The sequence below is a fragment of the Pseudomonas fluorescens genome (genome assembly GCF_902497625.1).
GTDB classification, from domain to species: domain Bacteria; phylum Pseudomonadota; class Gammaproteobacteria; order Pseudomonadales; family Pseudomonadaceae; genus Aquipseudomonas; species Aquipseudomonas fluorescens_BQ.
On record NZ_CABVGX010000033.1, the window covers coordinates 22659 to 38186 of the forward strand.

General features: G+C 58.6%; 12 protein-coding genes and 1 pseudogene. All 13 read right to left on the reverse strand.

Annotated features, from left to right (window positions below; translation table 11 throughout):
• Positions 1-267: 267 nt before the first annotated feature.
• The 13 genes and pseudogenes from F8N12_RS19185 to F8N12_RS19245 all read right to left on the reverse strand — a co-directional run bounded on the left by F8N12_RS19185 (position 268) and on the right by F8N12_RS19245 (position 15379).
• Positions 268-1203, reverse strand: coding sequence for a glycosyltransferase family 2 protein (locus F8N12_RS19185; RefSeq protein WP_150581887.1), 936 nt, complete (start codon positions 1201-1203; stop codon positions 268-270).
• The gene (locus F8N12_RS19190) at positions 1197-2525 is read right to left on the reverse strand and encodes an O-antigen ligase family protein (RefSeq protein WP_150581888.1); all 1329 of its coding nucleotides are present in this window, start codon (positions 2523-2525) and stop codon (positions 1197-1199) included. Before F8N12_RS19190 ends, F8N12_RS19185 begins: the two co-directional genes overlap by 7 nt.
• Positions 2522-3634 carry a glycosyltransferase gene (locus F8N12_RS19195; protein WP_150581889.1) on the reverse strand — a complete coding sequence of 371 codons (1113 nt, stop codon included), beginning with the start codon at positions 3632-3634 and terminating at the stop codon, positions 2522-2524. Before F8N12_RS19195 ends, F8N12_RS19190 begins: the two co-directional genes overlap by 4 nt.
• Positions 3631-4713, reverse strand: coding sequence for a glycosyltransferase (locus F8N12_RS19200; protein ID WP_150581890.1), 1083 nt, complete (start codon positions 4711-4713; stop codon positions 3631-3633). Before F8N12_RS19200 ends, F8N12_RS19195 begins: the two co-directional genes overlap by 4 nt.
• A gap of 17 nt (positions 4714-4730) precedes the next feature.
• Positions 4731-5438 (reverse strand): WecB/TagA/CpsF family glycosyltransferase, encoded by a 708-nt coding sequence (locus F8N12_RS19205; protein WP_150581891.1) that lies wholly within the window; start codon positions 5436-5438, stop codon positions 4731-4733.
• Positions 5435-6793 (reverse strand): UDP-glucose dehydrogenase family protein, encoded by a 1359-nt coding sequence (locus F8N12_RS19210; RefSeq protein ID WP_150581892.1) that lies wholly within the window; start codon positions 6791-6793, stop codon positions 5435-5437. Before F8N12_RS19210 ends, F8N12_RS19205 begins: the two co-directional genes overlap by 4 nt.
• Before the next feature lie 23 nt (positions 6794-6816).
• Positions 6817-8208, reverse strand: coding sequence for an undecaprenyl-phosphate glucose phosphotransferase (locus tag F8N12_RS19215; RefSeq protein WP_150581893.1), 1392 nt, complete (start codon positions 8206-8208; stop codon positions 6817-6819).
• Positions 8209-8455: 247 nt separating this feature from the next.
• Complete coding sequence (locus F8N12_RS19220; protein ID WP_150581894.1) at positions 8456-10768, reverse strand: GumC family protein; 2313 nt, start codon at positions 10766-10768, stop codon at positions 8456-8458.
• Between the two features lie 2 nt (positions 10769-10770).
• Complete coding sequence (locus F8N12_RS19225) at positions 10771-11304, reverse strand: polysaccharide biosynthesis/export family protein (protein ID WP_150581895.1); 534 nt, start codon at positions 11302-11304, stop codon at positions 10771-10773.
• Between the two features lie 13 nt (positions 11305-11317).
• The gene (locus F8N12_RS19230) at positions 11318-12478 is read right to left on the reverse strand and encodes an outer membrane beta-barrel protein (protein WP_150581896.1); all 1161 of its coding nucleotides are present in this window, start codon (positions 12476-12478) and stop codon (positions 11318-11320) included.
• A 42-nt stretch (positions 12479-12520) separates the two neighbouring features.
• The gene (gene rfaH / locus F8N12_RS19235; RefSeq protein WP_150581897.1) at positions 12521-13054 is read right to left on the reverse strand and encodes a transcription/translation regulatory transformer protein RfaH; all 534 of its coding nucleotides are present in this window, start codon (positions 13052-13054) and stop codon (positions 12521-12523) included.
• Between the two features lie 877 nt (positions 13055-13931).
• On the reverse strand, positions 13932-14558 hold the full coding sequence (ycaC, locus tag F8N12_RS19240) for an isochorismate family cysteine hydrolase YcaC (RefSeq protein WP_150581898.1): 627 nt from the start codon (positions 14556-14558) through the stop codon (positions 13932-13934).
• Positions 14559-14684: 126 nt separating this feature from the next.
• Positions 14685-15379, reverse strand: a pseudogene (locus tag F8N12_RS19245) (ATP-binding protein).
• Between the last annotated feature and the right edge of the window lie 149 nt (positions 15380-15528).

Consider the following 15528-nt stretch of genomic DNA (forward strand, 5'->3'; position numbering starts at 1 on the left):
GGTTTCGCGTTGTCACGGGCGTAGTCGGTTTCCCGTCGTCAGCACTCGTAGCAGCTGCCGAGCCTGCGAGGCTGCGTCCGGCTGCGCAGCAGTCGTAAAACCAGACTATGCGGCACATCAGGGAAACCGCGTTTACCGGATTTGCGAGTGCTGCGCACTCGGACGCAGGCTTCGCCAGCTGCTACAGAATTACAGTGTCGAGGGCGCATAGTCGGGTTTCGCATTTTCACGGGCGCGTGGTCAGGGTTCGTGTCGGACGCGGCCAGGTCAGGGGGCTTTGCGCAGTGTTTTCATCCGCGCATACAGGTAGCGCAGGGTCGGTTTGCCGTTGAAGAAAATCAGCGTCTGCCAGGAGTGCTTGAGCATCTTCTGAAAAACCTTGATTACCTGTGCGTGTTCGCCGCGTCGGGAGAACGTGCCGAGGAAATCGGCATGGTTGGCCAGCACAAAATCAATGCGCTGCTGGCGTGTCAGCCGGGTGCCGTAAAGCTCCAGGTACAACTCAATGAACTTGAGTTTGTGCGGGTAGTATTTTTGCGGCTGCGCGGTGATGTTGCTGGCGTTGACGCCACGGCGGATCAACACTTGCGGCACGGTGTGAACTTCCCAGTGCTCGGCGATGCGCGTCCATAGCAAGCGGTCTTCGGCGTAACGCAGCTTTTGATCAAAGCCGCCCAATGCAACAATCGCCTCACGCCTGACGACCACCCCGGAGGTGCCGTTGATGACGTTCTCTCGCATGAAATCGGCGAAGTGATTGCCGCTTTTACAGCGTTCTTCACGTTGCTCCTTGCCGTCACTGAACACGCTCAGTTGATAGCAATCGATCAAACCGACCCGATGCCCCGTGCGCGTCAGCTCAGCGTACAGCGCCAACTGCTTTTCGAGCTTTTCCGGGTGCCACTGATCGTCGGCATCCAGAAATGCAATAAAGGTCTCCTTAGCCTTGAAAATGCCTTTGTTGCGCGCACTCGCGGGCCCCTCGTTGGCCTGTTGCAGCAGCGTCACGGGAAACGGCGCCACAAAATCCCTGACCATCTGCGGCCCTTCGTCGCTGGAGCCGTCGTCGACGATGATCACGTTATCCGGCAAGCGGGTTTGCTGGCTCAGCGATGCCAGTGTCTGCTCGATGCTGGCGGCGGCGTTGTACAACGGAATGATCACGCACACTGTTCCGGGTGATGGGGACGCGTCGTTCAGCATGGGCTTTTCTCCTTGGACCGGGTCCCGGAGGACAGGCTCTGTTGACGGACCGCCTGGGCCGGCGCATACGCGTAAGGTGCCGGCGCGGGGCGTCTGGCGTGGTGGTGGCGGAAGGTCAGCGCCAGCGTGCAGAACACCAGGAACTCCGCAGAACGGTAGTTCGGGATCACGTACGCCACGTAATTGGTGACGATGAACAGCGCGATAATCACCAGTGCACTGGCGCGAAACTGTGCCGATCGGTCAGCCGTCACCGCGCGGTACTGCTTGATCAGGGCCTCGGCGAACAGCAGGACCAACGCCGCCAGTTGCAGCGCGCCACCATTGAGCAAGGTTTCCATATAACCGCTGTGCGCATTACCGATGTAGCCCCAGCGCTTGATGAACTCGTCAGCATCGGGGCTCGACCAGAACGCGCCATAACCGTAACCGTTGAGAAACTTGCTATCGATCAGTGGCGTCAGCAGTTCCCAGATGAGCGTGCGGTCGGTCAGCGACGGATCGCGTCCCATCATCTCCAGCAGCAGCGTGTAATTGCCGTACATGAAAGCGCAAATCAGCAGATAGACAATGGTCGCGGCGAAGAACGCCAGCATCGATCGATTGACTCGTAGGCGGATCATTGTCAGGAAGTACCAATAGCTGGCCGCTCCTGTGACGATCAGCGCAATGCCGGTGGCCGACTGCGCAAGCAGAATCGCGACCAGCGAAAAGCTTGCATACAAAATCGCCATCAGATTGCGTTGGCGGATCATCGGCAGCAGTAACAGGATCGCAATCGCGTTGATCCGCGCGCCAGCGTTCTTCTCGGTGAAAATCCCTTTGAACGCGCCATCGCGAATACCGCCCGAAATGAAAGCGATGTCCGGCCTGATCACGGCGAAGATCAGCCCGATCAACGCTGCGGCGCCAATGACCGAACCGATCATGAATGCAATTTTCTCAATGCTGTAGTTGTAGGCAACGAACCCGGCAAAGAACACGACGCTGAGCATCGCGATAAAACGCTTCAAGCTCAGCATCGGGTCACTGGACCAACTGATCGAGGCGGCCACGCATGCAAGGAACAGCAACAGAAAGAAGTTGTTGCGGTAGAAGCTTTTGCTCAGGAACACCTTGTTGCGGATGAAGAAAAACAGCGGGACCAGCAAGGTGACCAGTCCGCCGATCTGATTGACCACGTTGCCCTCCATGTCCCTCTGCGCATCGTCCAAGGCAGCGCCTTGCCCGAGGAAAAAAGCAATCACCTGGATGTAGAACAACACGCCGAACAACGTAAACCCGTCGCGCAGCGTGGAGTACCTGACTTCCAGCTTTCTCATGAGCGTTCGCCCCCCAGCAGCGCTGCCAGGTAGGTGTGTACGGCGCGACCGCTGACAAACCGGTTGGCGGCGGCGAGGCGCGTCTTGCGATGCTCTTCGCGAGTGGCGCTTAACTCACCGGCGATTGCGTGCGCCAGCGCCGCGGGATCGTCGACGTCCACCAACGGTGCGACGGCGCCATTGTCGAGAATGTCTTGCGGACCGTGCGGGCAGCGCGTCGAGACTACCGGCGTACCAGTCGCCAATGCCTCGACCAGTGCATTCGGGCTGCCTTCAAAACGTGACGACAATACAAAGCAATCGGCCGCCGCGACTTCGGCCATGGGCTGGCGCGTGTAGCCCGGCAGATCAACGCGGTTGGCCACCCCCAGTGCAGCCGCTTGTGCCTGCAACTGCGCCCGAAGGTTGCCTTCGCCGAAAATAATCAGACGCGTGCCTGAATCCGGCAGACGAGCAAAGGCTGCAATCAACGTATCGAAGCCTTTCTGGGGAGCCAGACGACCTACCGCAACCACCACCGCTGTGGTTTTATCCAGCAGCCAGGGGTGGCTGGGCAGGCCGGGTGGATTCTCGAGGAAATCATTATCGAGCACCGGATTATCGGCAATCGTCACATCGCGTTTGCGCGCAATTGTTGTATCGACCAGGTCCTGCGCGACGCCGCGTGATACGCAGATGACCGGGTTGGGAATCAGCCGGTAGAGCAACGGCGCCAGCCAGTACGCCGCGCGCACCGCGACCGCCGGGTTGACGTGTTTGTCGTGGGAAAATGCATTGCGTTCGCTGACGTGCAGGCGCTGCAGCGTCCCGGAAAGCAACGAGGCAGCAATGGCCACCACATTGACGTGGGTCAGGGCGGCCAGATGCGCATCGAAACGGTTGTGCCGTAAAAAGCGCGCCAGCGCCGGGACTGCACTGGCGCTACGCGGGCTGTTCAGTTCAACCTGTTTGACCCGTGGATCGACCAAGGCGACGTTAAGTCCGCCACCGGTGAGCAGCAACAGCGTGACGTCATTGCCAGCGTCGACAAACGCTCCGGCCAGCCGTGCCATCATTTTTTCGGCGCCGCCAGCGCTGAGGTCGTGGAGAATGATCAGCAGCTTTTTCATGATTGGTTCCATACCTGGTAATAAGCCTGCGCAGCGTGATGGCTGGTGTAGGGTCGTACGGCGTCGGCCAGCGATTGTCCGCCTGGCGTGAGCGCGGCAGACATCGCCAGGCTTTGCAGCAAGCCTTCGGCGAGCGCCGGCACATCGTTGACCTTGACCAATTGCCCGAAGCGGCCGTGATCGAGTATTTCTCTTGGGCCGGTTTCACAGTCGCAGGCCAGCACCGGCGTGCCCAAAGCCAGTGCTTCAATCAGCACCGTCGGCATGCCTTCATGGAAGGAGCTGAGCACCAGCAGCCGGGCTCGTCGGATCAGCGGATAGGGGTTGCGCAAAAAACCAGTGAAATGCACCCGGTTTGCAACGCCCAGACGTTGCGCTTGCGCGGTCAACGCGCCGCGCTGGGGGCCGTCACCGGCGATTACCAGATCCGGCAGCGTTTCGCGCCGTAATGCCAGCGCATAAGCGTCGAGCAATAAGTGAAAACCCTTGAGTTCCACCAGCCGACCGACCCCTAGCCAGAATTCGCTGGGCAAGTTGGCGGGCACGGGCGTCTGCGCGGCATTGAGCAGGTGCTCGGTGACCACTGCGTTCGGGCAATAGCTGATGCGTCGGCGGCCCCAAGGGATCCAGTCGGCGAGGGCGCTGCGCAGACCTTGAGAAACCGTCACGACCTTGCCGCTGCTGCAAAGGTAGAGGGCGTAGAGCAGCCGCAGGCTGGTGACGCCGGTTCTCTGCTCGGCACAATCAAGTGCAGTGTGGCGGGTGTAGATGACCTTGCATGAACGGCCCATGGTGGCGAAAAAGGTGCACAGATTGGCCTGTTCCTTGGCGCTGATCAGGTGAGTGACTTTTTCGCGCCGAATAATCCGGCGCAACAAAACAATTGATTTGAGCATGCCGATCACACCGCTGCCGGCGCCATTGAGGGCTGCTGCGCCCATGGCGTCCGGGGTATCGCCGTTGATCACGAAAAAACTGACGCGCTGGCCATCCTTGAGAAATTGCTCGGCCAGACGTTGCTGTACCCGTTCAACACCGCCATCGGGCTCGAAATCTTTCAGAATAAACAGAATATGCATGGTCAATGGCCCGCTGCTCAGGGTGCGCTGATGTTGATCGACAGCTTGCGTCGCACAATCATCGCCAACAGGTGGCAAAAGTTGCTCGGGTAGTCGATCAGGTAGCGCTTGATCGTGTGCGGCTCGCGGTACATGCGATAGAACGCGCGCAAGTGCAGGCGATCGATCAGCGCCGGGTAATACTGCTGCGTGGCCATGGCTTCTTGCCGAATGAAACCGCCGCAGGTGAACGCTACACCGCTGAAGCCCGCGTGCAGGGCATTCTGGACAAATCGTTCCTGCAACCCGGCGCCCAGACCGACGATCAGGATGTGCGTATCGCTGCGGCAGATGTCGGTGTGAATCGCTTCGACCGAGTGCGCATCGAAGTAGCCATTGTGATGCCCGGCAATTTGCAACGCGGGATAACGCAGCAGAATCTTTTCGATGAACAGCTCCAGCTCCGCCTGCCGCGCCCCGACGAAATAAACCCGTTTGCCTTGCGCCTCGGCGCGGCTGAAGACCGGGTCGGCGATGGAGGTGAAGTCAAAGCTGACCCGGCCTACCTCACGTCCGGTCAGGCGCGACATGAAGGTCGACATCAGCATGCCGTCGCAAAAATAGGCGACAGCGTGAGAGGGGTGTTTGAGGAAGCTGCCGATGGAGGCAAAGTTGACGAAGGAGAACGCTTTGTTCGCCTCCAGTAACGCTGGCGAATATTGCTCGATCACATTCAACTTGATCATTGCATGCCTCCATCAACGACATCCGGCCAGGTTTGCCGGCCGACGGAAACATAGGTGAAACCGCGTTTGCCCAGGCGTTGCGGATCGAACAGATTGCGCCCGTCAAAGATCAGCGGCTGCTTGAGGTGGCGGGCGAGCAGGTCAAAGTCCGGCGCACGGAACGCCTGCCACTCGGTGACGATGATCAGCGCATCGGCATTCTTCAGCGCGGCTTCCTTGGTGCCCGTGAGCATCAGGTCGTCGCGTTCGCCATACAGGCGCTGGGCTTCTTCCATCGCCTTGGGGTCGAAGGCCTGCACGCGTGCCCCGGCCCTCCACAGCCCTTCCATCAACACCCGGCTCGGGGCTTCGCGCATGTCGTCGGTGTTGGGCTTGAAGCTCAAACCCCACAGCGCGAACGTCTTGCCCTGCAGCGCACCACCGAAGTGCTCGAAAATCTTGCTGAACAGCGTGGTCTTCTGTTCGTTGTTGCGCGCTTCGACTGCCTTCAAAACGCGGGCATCGATGTCCACCGCTGTCGCCGCGTGGATCAACGCTTTCACGTCCTTGGGGAAGCACGAACCGCCGTAGCCAACGCCGGGATAGATGAACTGGTAGCCAATGCGCGGATCGGAGCCGATACCGTGGCGGACCATTTCGATATCGGCGCCGAGCTTCTCCGAGAGCGTGGCCATTTCGTTCATGAAACTGATCTTGGTGGCGAGCATGCAATTGGCCGCGTACTTGGTCAGCTCGGCACTGCGAATATCCATGACGATAATCTTCTCGCGGTTGCGATTGAACGGCTCGTACAGCTCGCGCATGACCTCCTCAGCGTGTGCGCTGTCGGTGCCGATGATGATCCGGTCGGGGCGCATGCAGTCGTCGACGGCGCAGCCTTCCTTGAGAAATTCCGGGTTGGAGATCACGTCGAAGGTCAGATCGCTGCGTCCCTGTTCGGCCAGTACCTGGGCAATGCGCGCGCGCACCACGTCACCCGTACCGACCGGCACTGTGGATTTGTCGACGATGACTTGATAGCGGTCCATGTGCAGCGCGATGGTTTGCGCCACGTCGAGCACGTATTGCAAATCTGCCGAGCCGTCCTCGTCGGGCGGTGTGCCGACCGCGATCAGTTGCACATCACCGTGGCGCACGGCAGCTGCCAGGTCGGTGCCGAATTGCAGGCGGCCGCTCTGGTAGTTCTCGCGCACCAGGCTTTTCAAGCCGGGTTCATAGATGGGCAACGTGCCTTCGATCAGCGCCTGGACCTTCGCGGCGTCGACATCCACGCACATCACCGAATGACCGACTTCCGCCAGCGCGGCGCCCTGTACAAGTCCAACATAACCGATGCCGAATACGCTCACATTCATGGTGAAACCTCAGGCCGGGGGCGTCAGTAGATGTTTTTGGAAAATAGGGTGAACGGCGTTTTCACGAGGATTTTGATGTCCAGCCACAGCGACCACTGGTTGATGTAATTGAGGTCCTGGGCGACGCGCTGCTGCATCTTTTCCAGCGTCTCGGTTTCACCGCGGTGGCCGGTGATCTGCGCGAGGCCGGTGATGCCCGGCTTGAGGCGATGCCGGGCCATATAGGCGCGGACCTTGCCGGTGTAATAGATGTTATGGGTGACTGCGTGGGGACGAGGCCCGACCAGGGCCATGGCACCAAACAGCACGTTGAACAACTGCGGGAGTTCATCGATCGAGCTGCGGCGCAGGAAGCGCCCGAGCGGGGTAACGCGATCGTCGTCGCGGGTGGCCTGACGCACTTCGTCATCCTTGTGCACGCGCATCGAGCGAAATTTCCACACCCGGATCACTTCCCCGTCACAGCCATGCCGGTTCTGTTTGTAGAGCACCGGCCCAGGGGAGGTGAGCTTGATCGCCACGGCCACGGCCAGCAGCAGCGGGCTGAGCAGGGCAATCGCCACCGCCGCCAGGGTACGTTCGAACAGGTCTTTGCAGAACAGGCTGCCCGGGTGCGAGCTGATCAGGCTTTCATTGAGATAGAACGCCGGCATCCGTTCGATTTCCGAGATCGATTGGTTGAGCAGCACCAGGCTGCTGAAATCGGGGATCCAGACCACGTCGACGTTCATGTCCAGCAAGTCGATGTAGAGCGCCTCGATGATCGCGGCCTTGTCCATCGGCAGCACCAGATAGACGCGGCGGATTTCCATGCGATCGATGATCTCGCGGATGTCATCGACCGAGCCGAGCAGCGGCAGAATGCTCGGCGCCGGGCCGGCATGGTCGGCGGTGGCGACAAATCCGAGCACCCGCGCACGGTTCGGCCGCGATAGCTTGCGCGCCAGTTCATGGGCGGTCGGGCAAGTACCGAGGATCACCGAGCGACGTTCGTTGCAGCGTTTGCTCGAATGCAGGCGGGTCAGGCAATGCAGGGGGATGAAACTGGCGGCTTGCAGCAGATAGCCGGCGATGGCCCAGACGATGATTACCTGGCGCGAGAAAATCGCGCTGGTCTGGGTGATGAACGCGATGCTGATCAGCACTCCCAGCAGGATCAGCCATCCGGCCAGCAAACGCGCCAGTCCGACCAGCAAACCATGGCGCTTGTGGTAGACCTGCATGGCGCCATAGATCGGCACCGAACCGAGCACCGTGAGAATCATCAGCACGCGGTAGGGACTGGTCAGATCGCCAACGCGCCAGTAGACGAGCACCATCAACAGCACGTTGACCAGGGTCAGCGCGCACAGCCATTGGCCCCAGAACGTCAGGCCTTTGCGATGGGCAACTTGAGCGGTGTATTGCGGAGTCATCGGCTCAACCTCTGGACATGGGGCGTGCACCGGCGCCGAACCCTGGATCGGAGCGGCGCGTGGTGTGCACGCGGGTATGTGACTCGATTGAGAGAACAGCAGGGTTCAGGCGCGGTACGCACAGGCAGTGCGTGCAAGCAGAGCCACTGTGCAAGCGAGTTCGCTTGCGATGGCTGTCTAGGGTTCTACATCTGTGCTGACGGGGGCGACCTCAGCGCGAGCAAACTCGCTCCCACAAAGAGCGCTATTACCTGGAGGCGTAGTCGTAATCGTAGAAAGTGTCCGAATGGCTATAGCCGTACTTGCGCGCCTTGCGCAGGTCGACCTGATTGAGCACGATCCCGAACACTGGAGCGTGGCTCTGCTGCAACGTGGCGAGTCCTTTCTGTACTTGGCTGACCGGGGTGCTTTCGGCCTTGACCACGTAGATCACCGCATCCGAATGCTTGGCCAGCAGCAGTGCGTCGCTGACCATTTCGGCCGGCGGCGAGTCGATAATGATATGGCGGTAGCGGCTTTTCAGCGCGTCGAGCATGCGCGCCACACGTGGCGAGCTGAGCAGGTCCTGCGGCGGCGGCTGACGTGAGCCATGCCGGTGTTCACCTGGCCCTGGCAAACGTGGCGAGCTGAACATGTCAAGTGAGGAGGGCGAGACATTGCCCGCCGGCAACATATCCAGGTTACCCACCGTGCGGATGCAGTCTTCCAGGCGTGCGGTGCCGGCAATCACGTTGGCCAGCCCAGGGGCATCGGCGGGGAAATCGAAGTTCGACGACAAGGTCGGCTGGCGCAGGTCGGCGTCGATCAACAGCACCCGCTCCAGGGGCGTCAGCGAGCAGGCGAGGTTGTTGGCGATGGTGCTTTTGCCTTCGCCAGAGACGGTCGAGGTGACCAGTACCACCTGCGCCGGCCGCTCATTGCTCTGCAGCATCAGCCAGGTGCGCAGGTTGCGGATGGTCTCGGAAAAACGCGGGTGATCGTTGTCGTCAAACAGGCGTGCCAGTTGCCGGCGGCTTTTCTTCATGACCAACGGCACAACGCTGAGCAGCGGAGTATTGAGCGTGCTTTCGATGCTGTCGTCAGTCTTGAAGGTGTTGCTCAAGGTATCGAACAGGAACGCCATGATCACCCCGATCAACGCGGCAACCACCGCGACGATCGCCACGATCAGCGCTTTGCGCGGCTTGCTCGCTTCCAGCGGGGCAATGGCCGGGTCGACGATGCGCACCTTGGTGGAATCCATATCCGAAGTGGCGGCGGTTTCCTTCAAGCGAGTGATGAAGGTTTCGTACAAGGCACGGCTGCTGTCGACTTCACGCTGGAATTCACGCAGCTGAAACTCTTTGCGCGAGATGTCCTGAATCTGCGCCTTGTTGGTATTGAACGAACCTTGCAAGGCCTGTTCGCTGGCCACCGCCAGCTGATACTGGCGCTCGATACCGGCGATCACTTGCTGCACTTGCAGGCGCAAACTGGTGGTGGCGGCGCGCAATTCCGACTGCGCCGACGCCAATGCCGGGTGTTTCGGCCCGTAACGACCCGATAGCTCCTCGACCTTGGCCTGCGCCTTGGCCAGTTCGCCCTGAAACTGCTGCACCAGTGGATTGGTCAGCACCGCCGGCACACTCGACAACCGGCTGAGATCGCCATTGCTCAGGGACTTGGCCTGACGATATTGACTCTCGGCTTCAGCCCGATTGCGCCGCGCATCGATCATGCGATTGCCGGTCATCTCCAACTCGTTGGCACTGATCGTGGCCACGCCGCCGACATCGACCAGGCCTTGCTCTTCGCGGTAGCCCTGCAGTTTGTTCTCGGCGCGACGCAGATTGTCGCGCAGTTCGACCAGGCGGGTATTCATCCAGCTGGTGGTGGTTTGCGAGGACTTCACACTGGTGTCGAGCTGGCTGTCGATAAAGCCCTGAGCCAGCGCGTTGGCTACGTCGGCGGCCAGTTTCGGGTCAGGCAGTTCCACTTCGATTTCCAGTAGCTGACTCTTGCCGACAAATTTGATGCTGGTGTGCAGCATCAGGTTCTGCGTGACCTGATTGAAGATGTCCTGTTCCGTCGGCGTGGCTTGCACTGGAGTCAGAAAGGCCAGCCCCGGCAGCCATTGGCCGCTGTTCAGTTCGGCCAGCCATTTGCGCGGGGTGAACCAGGGCTTGGGTTGTTGCCTTGGATCGGTGATCGGGTTGGTTGTGAGGTTGAGCTTTCTCACCGCCCGTTCAGCCAGTTCCCGCGATTGCAGCAGCGCTTGCTGGGTCTGCAGGTAATCGGAGGAATTGCTCGACGAGTCCTTGACCTGCTGAAACGACATCAGCGGCGGGTTTTTTTCGTTGATCAACAGGGTCGCGCTGCCCACGTACTGAGGAGTGATCATCGACACCGCCGCAATCGCCAGTGCCACGCTGAGCAGCACCAGCCAGCCGATGTTCCACTTGGCGCGCCAGATCACCCGCCACAGCTTCATCAGGTCTATGGTGTCCTTCTCTTCGCTGTGCGGCTGATACAGATGCGCTTGAAGAGGGCGTTCTATGTAGGTGCTAGGGCTGTTGTCCATGATTAGAAAAACCCTTGTGCAATGGAAATGGTGTCGCCGGGAGCAATGACAGTGTTGCGGGTCACCGCATCGGTAAGGGTTGGACCGCCGTCACCGCGCACGATGGTGACGCGCTTGATCGAGGCCCGCTCCGTCAGCCCGCCGCCCAGGGCGATGGCTTTTTCCAGCGTCAGCCCGGGCACGAACGGATAGCTGCCGGGTTTCTGCACCTCGCCGTTGATGTAGAACGAGCGGTATTCGACCTGACTGAGGCTGACCTTGGGGTCGACCAGATAGCCCTGCTTGAGGCCGTCGACGATGATTTTTTCCACCTGGCCCGGGGTCAGTCCCAAGGCGTTGATTTCCCCCAGGAACGGGTAGGAAAAGGTGCCGGCATCGCTGAGCCGGATCTTTTTCATACTCAGATCCGGCTCGCCGAACACGATAATCCGCAAGACGTCACCGGCCGCCAGTTTGTATTGAGTGCCGGGTTCCGCTGCGTGAGCGCCAGGCAGCAGCCAGAGCGCGAGCAGAAGCACGAAAATGCGCGAGTTCATGGGGGGAGAACCTCTAGAGGCTTACGTTGAAACTGATCTGGAAGACATTGCGTTTGAAGCTTTCATTGTCGGCATCGGAATCGTTGTCGCGGTGCCGATAGCCCAGCTCAATGTCCAGCCAGCGCCGCATCTCGTACACCACCGCCAGGTTGTAATCCTGCAGATTGTCGGTGCGGTCCTGACCTTCGTATTCGTAGCGACCCATACCGGCTTCAGCCACGGTGGTAATTCGATCGGTCCAGCCGTGGCGCCAGCCGACCTGGGTGAACGTCGCTTTGACGGCATCGGAGCCATCGTCACCTTCGGCCATGGCCTGCCTGGCCAGGAAGGTAAACTTGGAATAGGTCCGCGGTTTCCAGTCCAGATTGACCTGCCAGGTCGGGTTACTGAGATCGCCGGACTCGTTTTCATCGAATTCCTTGCGCTCATAGCCAATGCGCACCTTGCCGGTGGTACGGGCAGTCACATCCCACTCGGCACCTGCCAGCACGGCATTGGATTTACTGCTGCGCGGGCTGTTCGGTTCGACGTAGTCGAAAATCTTGTGGTCGTACTCGAGCAAACTGCGCGTGTTGCTGCCGAGGCGGTGATACCAGGTGGTGGACAGCGCGGTGGTATCGCGTTCCTTGTCATCGTTGATGCCGTCGGCGTTGTCATAGCGAAGCCGATCGTAGCTGGCGCCCAGATCAATCTGATTCAGAGCGCTCTTGGCCCCGTAGGTATAAATGCCGCCAACGCGCTGGCTGCTGATCTCGTCGTTGATGCCGTCGACCGCGGTGGACGTAGTGCGTTCGTACTTGCGCGCCTCAGCTTCGAGTTTCAGGCGATGACGGTCGGTGAACTCCATCACGCTGTCTGCGCGCAACCGTTGCGCGGTGTTCGAGGCATCGGAGTCCTCGTGATAGATGTATCGAGTCGGCTGCCAGATCAGGCGCGTGCCGCTGTTGCGGTCTTCGGCCTTGAGTTCAAATGTGGGGGCAATTCTAGTCACCATCGTTGACTCGGCGTCGTGCTCCAGCTCGCGGAAGTTGTCGTCGTAACTCTCGGAAAATAACAAAGTGGGGGTGAAGTCGAATCCGTAAACATCGATCGGTTGCGGTTCCAGGCTCCAGGCAATGCCAGGATAAAAAGAGACCATGACCAGCATGAGAGGGCAGTTGGACTTCAAACCCATATGTTTGCTCCTGATGAGAACAGCTTGGCTTTCATTTATTAGTCATTTGTTTATAGCTGCCATTGGCTGTCGTTCAAGGTGACTCAAGGGCACACATACCTGCTGTTCTCTGTTTAGAAACTGCAATAAAAGCATGACGCGCTCGGCACCGAGCATGGACATGAAAACGCCTTCCAGTGGCGACAGCGGGCCGCGGATGATTTGCAGCGTGTCACCGGGTTCAAGGGTGGGCTCGGAATGCGGTTCCAGGGAATTGATGCAGCGTGTGCGCAAATGCTCGATGACGTGATCGGGCACTGTGGCAGGACCGTGATTGAATTCGACGATGCGGCTGATGCCCCGCGTGGAACGGATAGGGCCCCAGTTATCTTCGCGGCTCAACCGAATGAACAAGTAGCCCGGAAACAGCAGCTCGAGCGTTCGCAAGCGCTTGCCCCGCTGCAAGCGTTCACCAACCAGTTGAGGGCAAAAGGTTGTGTAGTTCTGTTGCAGAAGGTTGATTTGAGCTCGCTCATCTTGCCGTGGCTTGCATTGCAACAGATACCATTTGGAAGGGTGGGCGATTACTTCTTGCATGGGGGAGCTCCATACATAGCGTAGATAGTTCAGCAGGCGACAGGAACACCGATGCCATCGCGCTTGCCATCATGCAGCTAGTAGGCAGTGGCCCATGGAGGCCGGGGAATCGTCAGTAAACAAGCGTCAATTGTTATTGTGGGGGAGTTGGTGTATCAGTAATGAAACAGTTGTGAGCAGTAGTTAAAATAGTTCGGTCAATTTCGGCCAGGCGATTAATCACAACTGCTCAAATCGCCTTTGGTTCTAACTAAATTCACATCGGCAATGAAAGGGTCATCGACTTTTGTCAGGGCAAAGCTACCGCACGGTCGATACTTGCGACCCTAAGTAAATATCTTTGCGCTGGTTTCGCTCTGCCCAGAGAGACCTAAGTTGCAGTACGCAATTAGGATGGATCTCCGAGCCGATATAGTTATCGTCCAGTCTTCATGAACTGTCAAACGCTACAAGTCAAAAAGAATGCCTTTTATCGAAAAGCAAAAATGATGGCTCGTAAGCTATTGATGAGTAATGGGATTTATTTTCTGTCGGAGGAATTAAACTTTTTGCTAGTTTTACAGTCTTAGCCGCTACTAACAGCAAATGAAGTCATTGTGATGTCATTTTAGTTGAGAAATGGAGTTACGGATAACATCGGTATCAACTAGGAAGGATGCACTCCCCAACTGTGGGGACTGCACCTTATTGGTGAGCGAACCCAGTCACTTAATGAATAGGTGTACGGGTTCATGGCGCACACTGTACAGCATAGTCTGGCAGTGTCGATTCTGGCGTCAGTGCGACAGGGCTGCCTGATCACTGAGTTGCGGCAAAATTCGAACGAAAGAAAGCCCGGCTCCTTGCAGGAACCGGGCGTCGTACATCTGAGCCGAGATTACACCTGGCGCGCAACCATTGCCGAGTAGCTGTTCATCAGGTTGCGATAGTTCGGGATGCGCTGGGACAGCAGGTTGCCCAGGCCCTCGATGTCGTTGCGCCAGTCGCCTTGCAGCTCACAGGCTACCGAGAACCAGTTCATCATTTGCGCCCCAGCTTGGGTCATGCGGTTCCATGCAGCCTGCTGCACGCTGGTGTTGAATGTGCCCGAGGAGTCTGTGACCACAAACACTTCAAACCCTTCGGCCAGTGCGGACAGCGTCGGGAAGGTCACGCAGACGTCAGTCACCACACCGGCAATGATCAGCTGTTTACGACCAGTGGCCTTGATGGCTTTGACGAAGTCTTCGTTGTCCCAGGCGTTGATCTGGCCAGGACGGGCAATGTATGGAGCATCCGGGAACATCTCTTTCAACTCTGGAACCAGCGGACCATTAGGACCTTGTTCGAAACTGGTGGTGAGGATGGTCGGCAGCGCGAAAAATTTGGCTACGTCAGCCAGGGCCAGCACGTTGTTCTTGAACTCGTTGGGCGAGAAGTCCTGTACCAGCGAGATCAGACCGGTCTGGTGGTCGATCATCAGGACTACGGCGTCATCTTTGTTCAGGCGGTTGTAAGTGGTCATGGTGAATTCCTTTATCGAGTGGGTTGGCTGTCGTTCAACATGGGCTCAGATTAAGGAAGTCCTGCGAGACGATAAAGGGGCTGAAAACGGTTTGACTGTCCACTATAACGGGACAATGGCTCAGGTTCATTGCATCGGCAAAACGACCGCGAATTTTGTCCCGGTCTTGGTCGCCGAGGACACTTCGATGCAGCCGCCATGTGCGCCAACGATCTGATCGGCAATGAACAGACCCAAACCAAGGCTGGAATAGGGCCCGTGATCAATCGACGCTTGCGGCGAATAACGTCCCATTGGATTGAAGATGAACGGCAGGACCTCTACCGGTATCACGGTGCCACTGTTGTGAACGCTGAACAGCAGCTTGTCTGCGGTGACTTCCAGCGTGACTGTAACGGGCTCGCGACCATCGCCGTGCTGCACGGCGTTATTGATCAGATTGGAAAACATCTGCTCCAGCCGATCGCCGGCGTACCAGCCTTCGCCCGTTTCATCCAGTGACTGATCACGCTCGCGCGCAACGCGCGGAACTCCGACACCAGTTGATCTATGGTGAACCCGGACATCAACCGGGTAATGGCGTGTGACTTGGCTGCGGTTTCATCCTCCGACACGCCATGCCCCCGGGATTTGCTGACCTGTTCCTGCGCGGTCTGCTCTGTCTGCAAATCCGCCGCAATGGTGCGCAACATCAGTTCGGCATGGTCACGCAATGCCTCGGTATCGAGTGGCTTGCCCGGGGCGTCCATGGTCCGGGCGAAGTTTTCCCATTCCTGGACGATGGCTTCGATATTTTCGAGGATGAAACCGGATAATCGCATGGCAGTCCAAACCTGAACGTTCAACCGCGCATCATGCTGGCTCGATTGTTCAGTAGAGCATCAATCGTGCCCGCACGGTCAGAAACGTCGGTCGGTGACTTCTGACTCGTTCAAACCCCGCCATGACGCTGATGCTCATTCAAGCCCCG

What these genes read in the sequence shown, in the direction of transcription:
- F8N12_RS19185 (WP_150581887.1), bottom strand. Translation starts at nt 1,203, where the DNA reads ATGCTGAACGACGCGTCCCCATCACCCGGAACAGTGTGCGTGATCATT.
- F8N12_RS19190 (WP_150581888.1), bottom strand. Translation starts at nt 2,525, where the DNA reads ATGAGAAAGCTGGAAGTCAGGTACTCCACGCTGCGCGACGGGTTTACG.
- F8N12_RS19195 (WP_150581889.1), bottom strand. Translation starts at nt 3,634, where the DNA reads ATGAAAAAGCTGCTGATCATTCTCCACGACCTCAGCGCTGGCGGCGCC.
- F8N12_RS19200 (WP_150581890.1), bottom strand. Translation starts at nt 4,713, where the DNA reads ATGCATATTCTGTTTATTCTGAAAGATTTCGAGCCCGATGGCGGTGTT.
- F8N12_RS19205 (WP_150581891.1), bottom strand. Translation starts at nt 5,438, where the DNA reads ATGATCAAGTTGAATGTGATCGAGCAATATTCGCCAGCGTTACTGGAG.
- F8N12_RS19210 (WP_150581892.1), bottom strand. Translation starts at nt 6,793, where the DNA reads ATGAATGTGAGCGTATTCGGCATCGGTTATGTTGGACTTGTACAGGGC.
- F8N12_RS19215 (WP_150581893.1), bottom strand. Translation starts at nt 8,208, where the DNA reads ATGACTCCGCAATACACCGCTCAAGTTGCCCATCGCAAAGGCCTGACG.
- F8N12_RS19220 (WP_150581894.1), bottom strand. Translation starts at nt 10,768, where the DNA reads ATGGACAACAGCCCTAGCACCTACATAGAACGCCCTCTTCAAGCGCAT.
- F8N12_RS19225 (WP_150581895.1), bottom strand. Translation starts at nt 11,304, where the DNA reads ATGAACTCGCGCATTTTCGTGCTTCTGCTCGCGCTCTGGCTGCTGCCT.
- F8N12_RS19230 (WP_150581896.1), bottom strand. Translation starts at nt 12,478, where the DNA reads ATGGGTTTGAAGTCCAACTGCCCTCTCATGCTGGTCATGGTCTCTTTT.
- rfaH (WP_150581897.1), bottom strand. Translation starts at nt 13,054, where the DNA reads ATGCAAGAAGTAATCGCCCACCCTTCCAAATGGTATCTGTTGCAATGC.
- ycaC (WP_150581898.1), bottom strand. Translation starts at nt 14,558, where the DNA reads ATGACCACTTACAACCGCCTGAACAAAGATGACGCCGTAGTCCTGATG.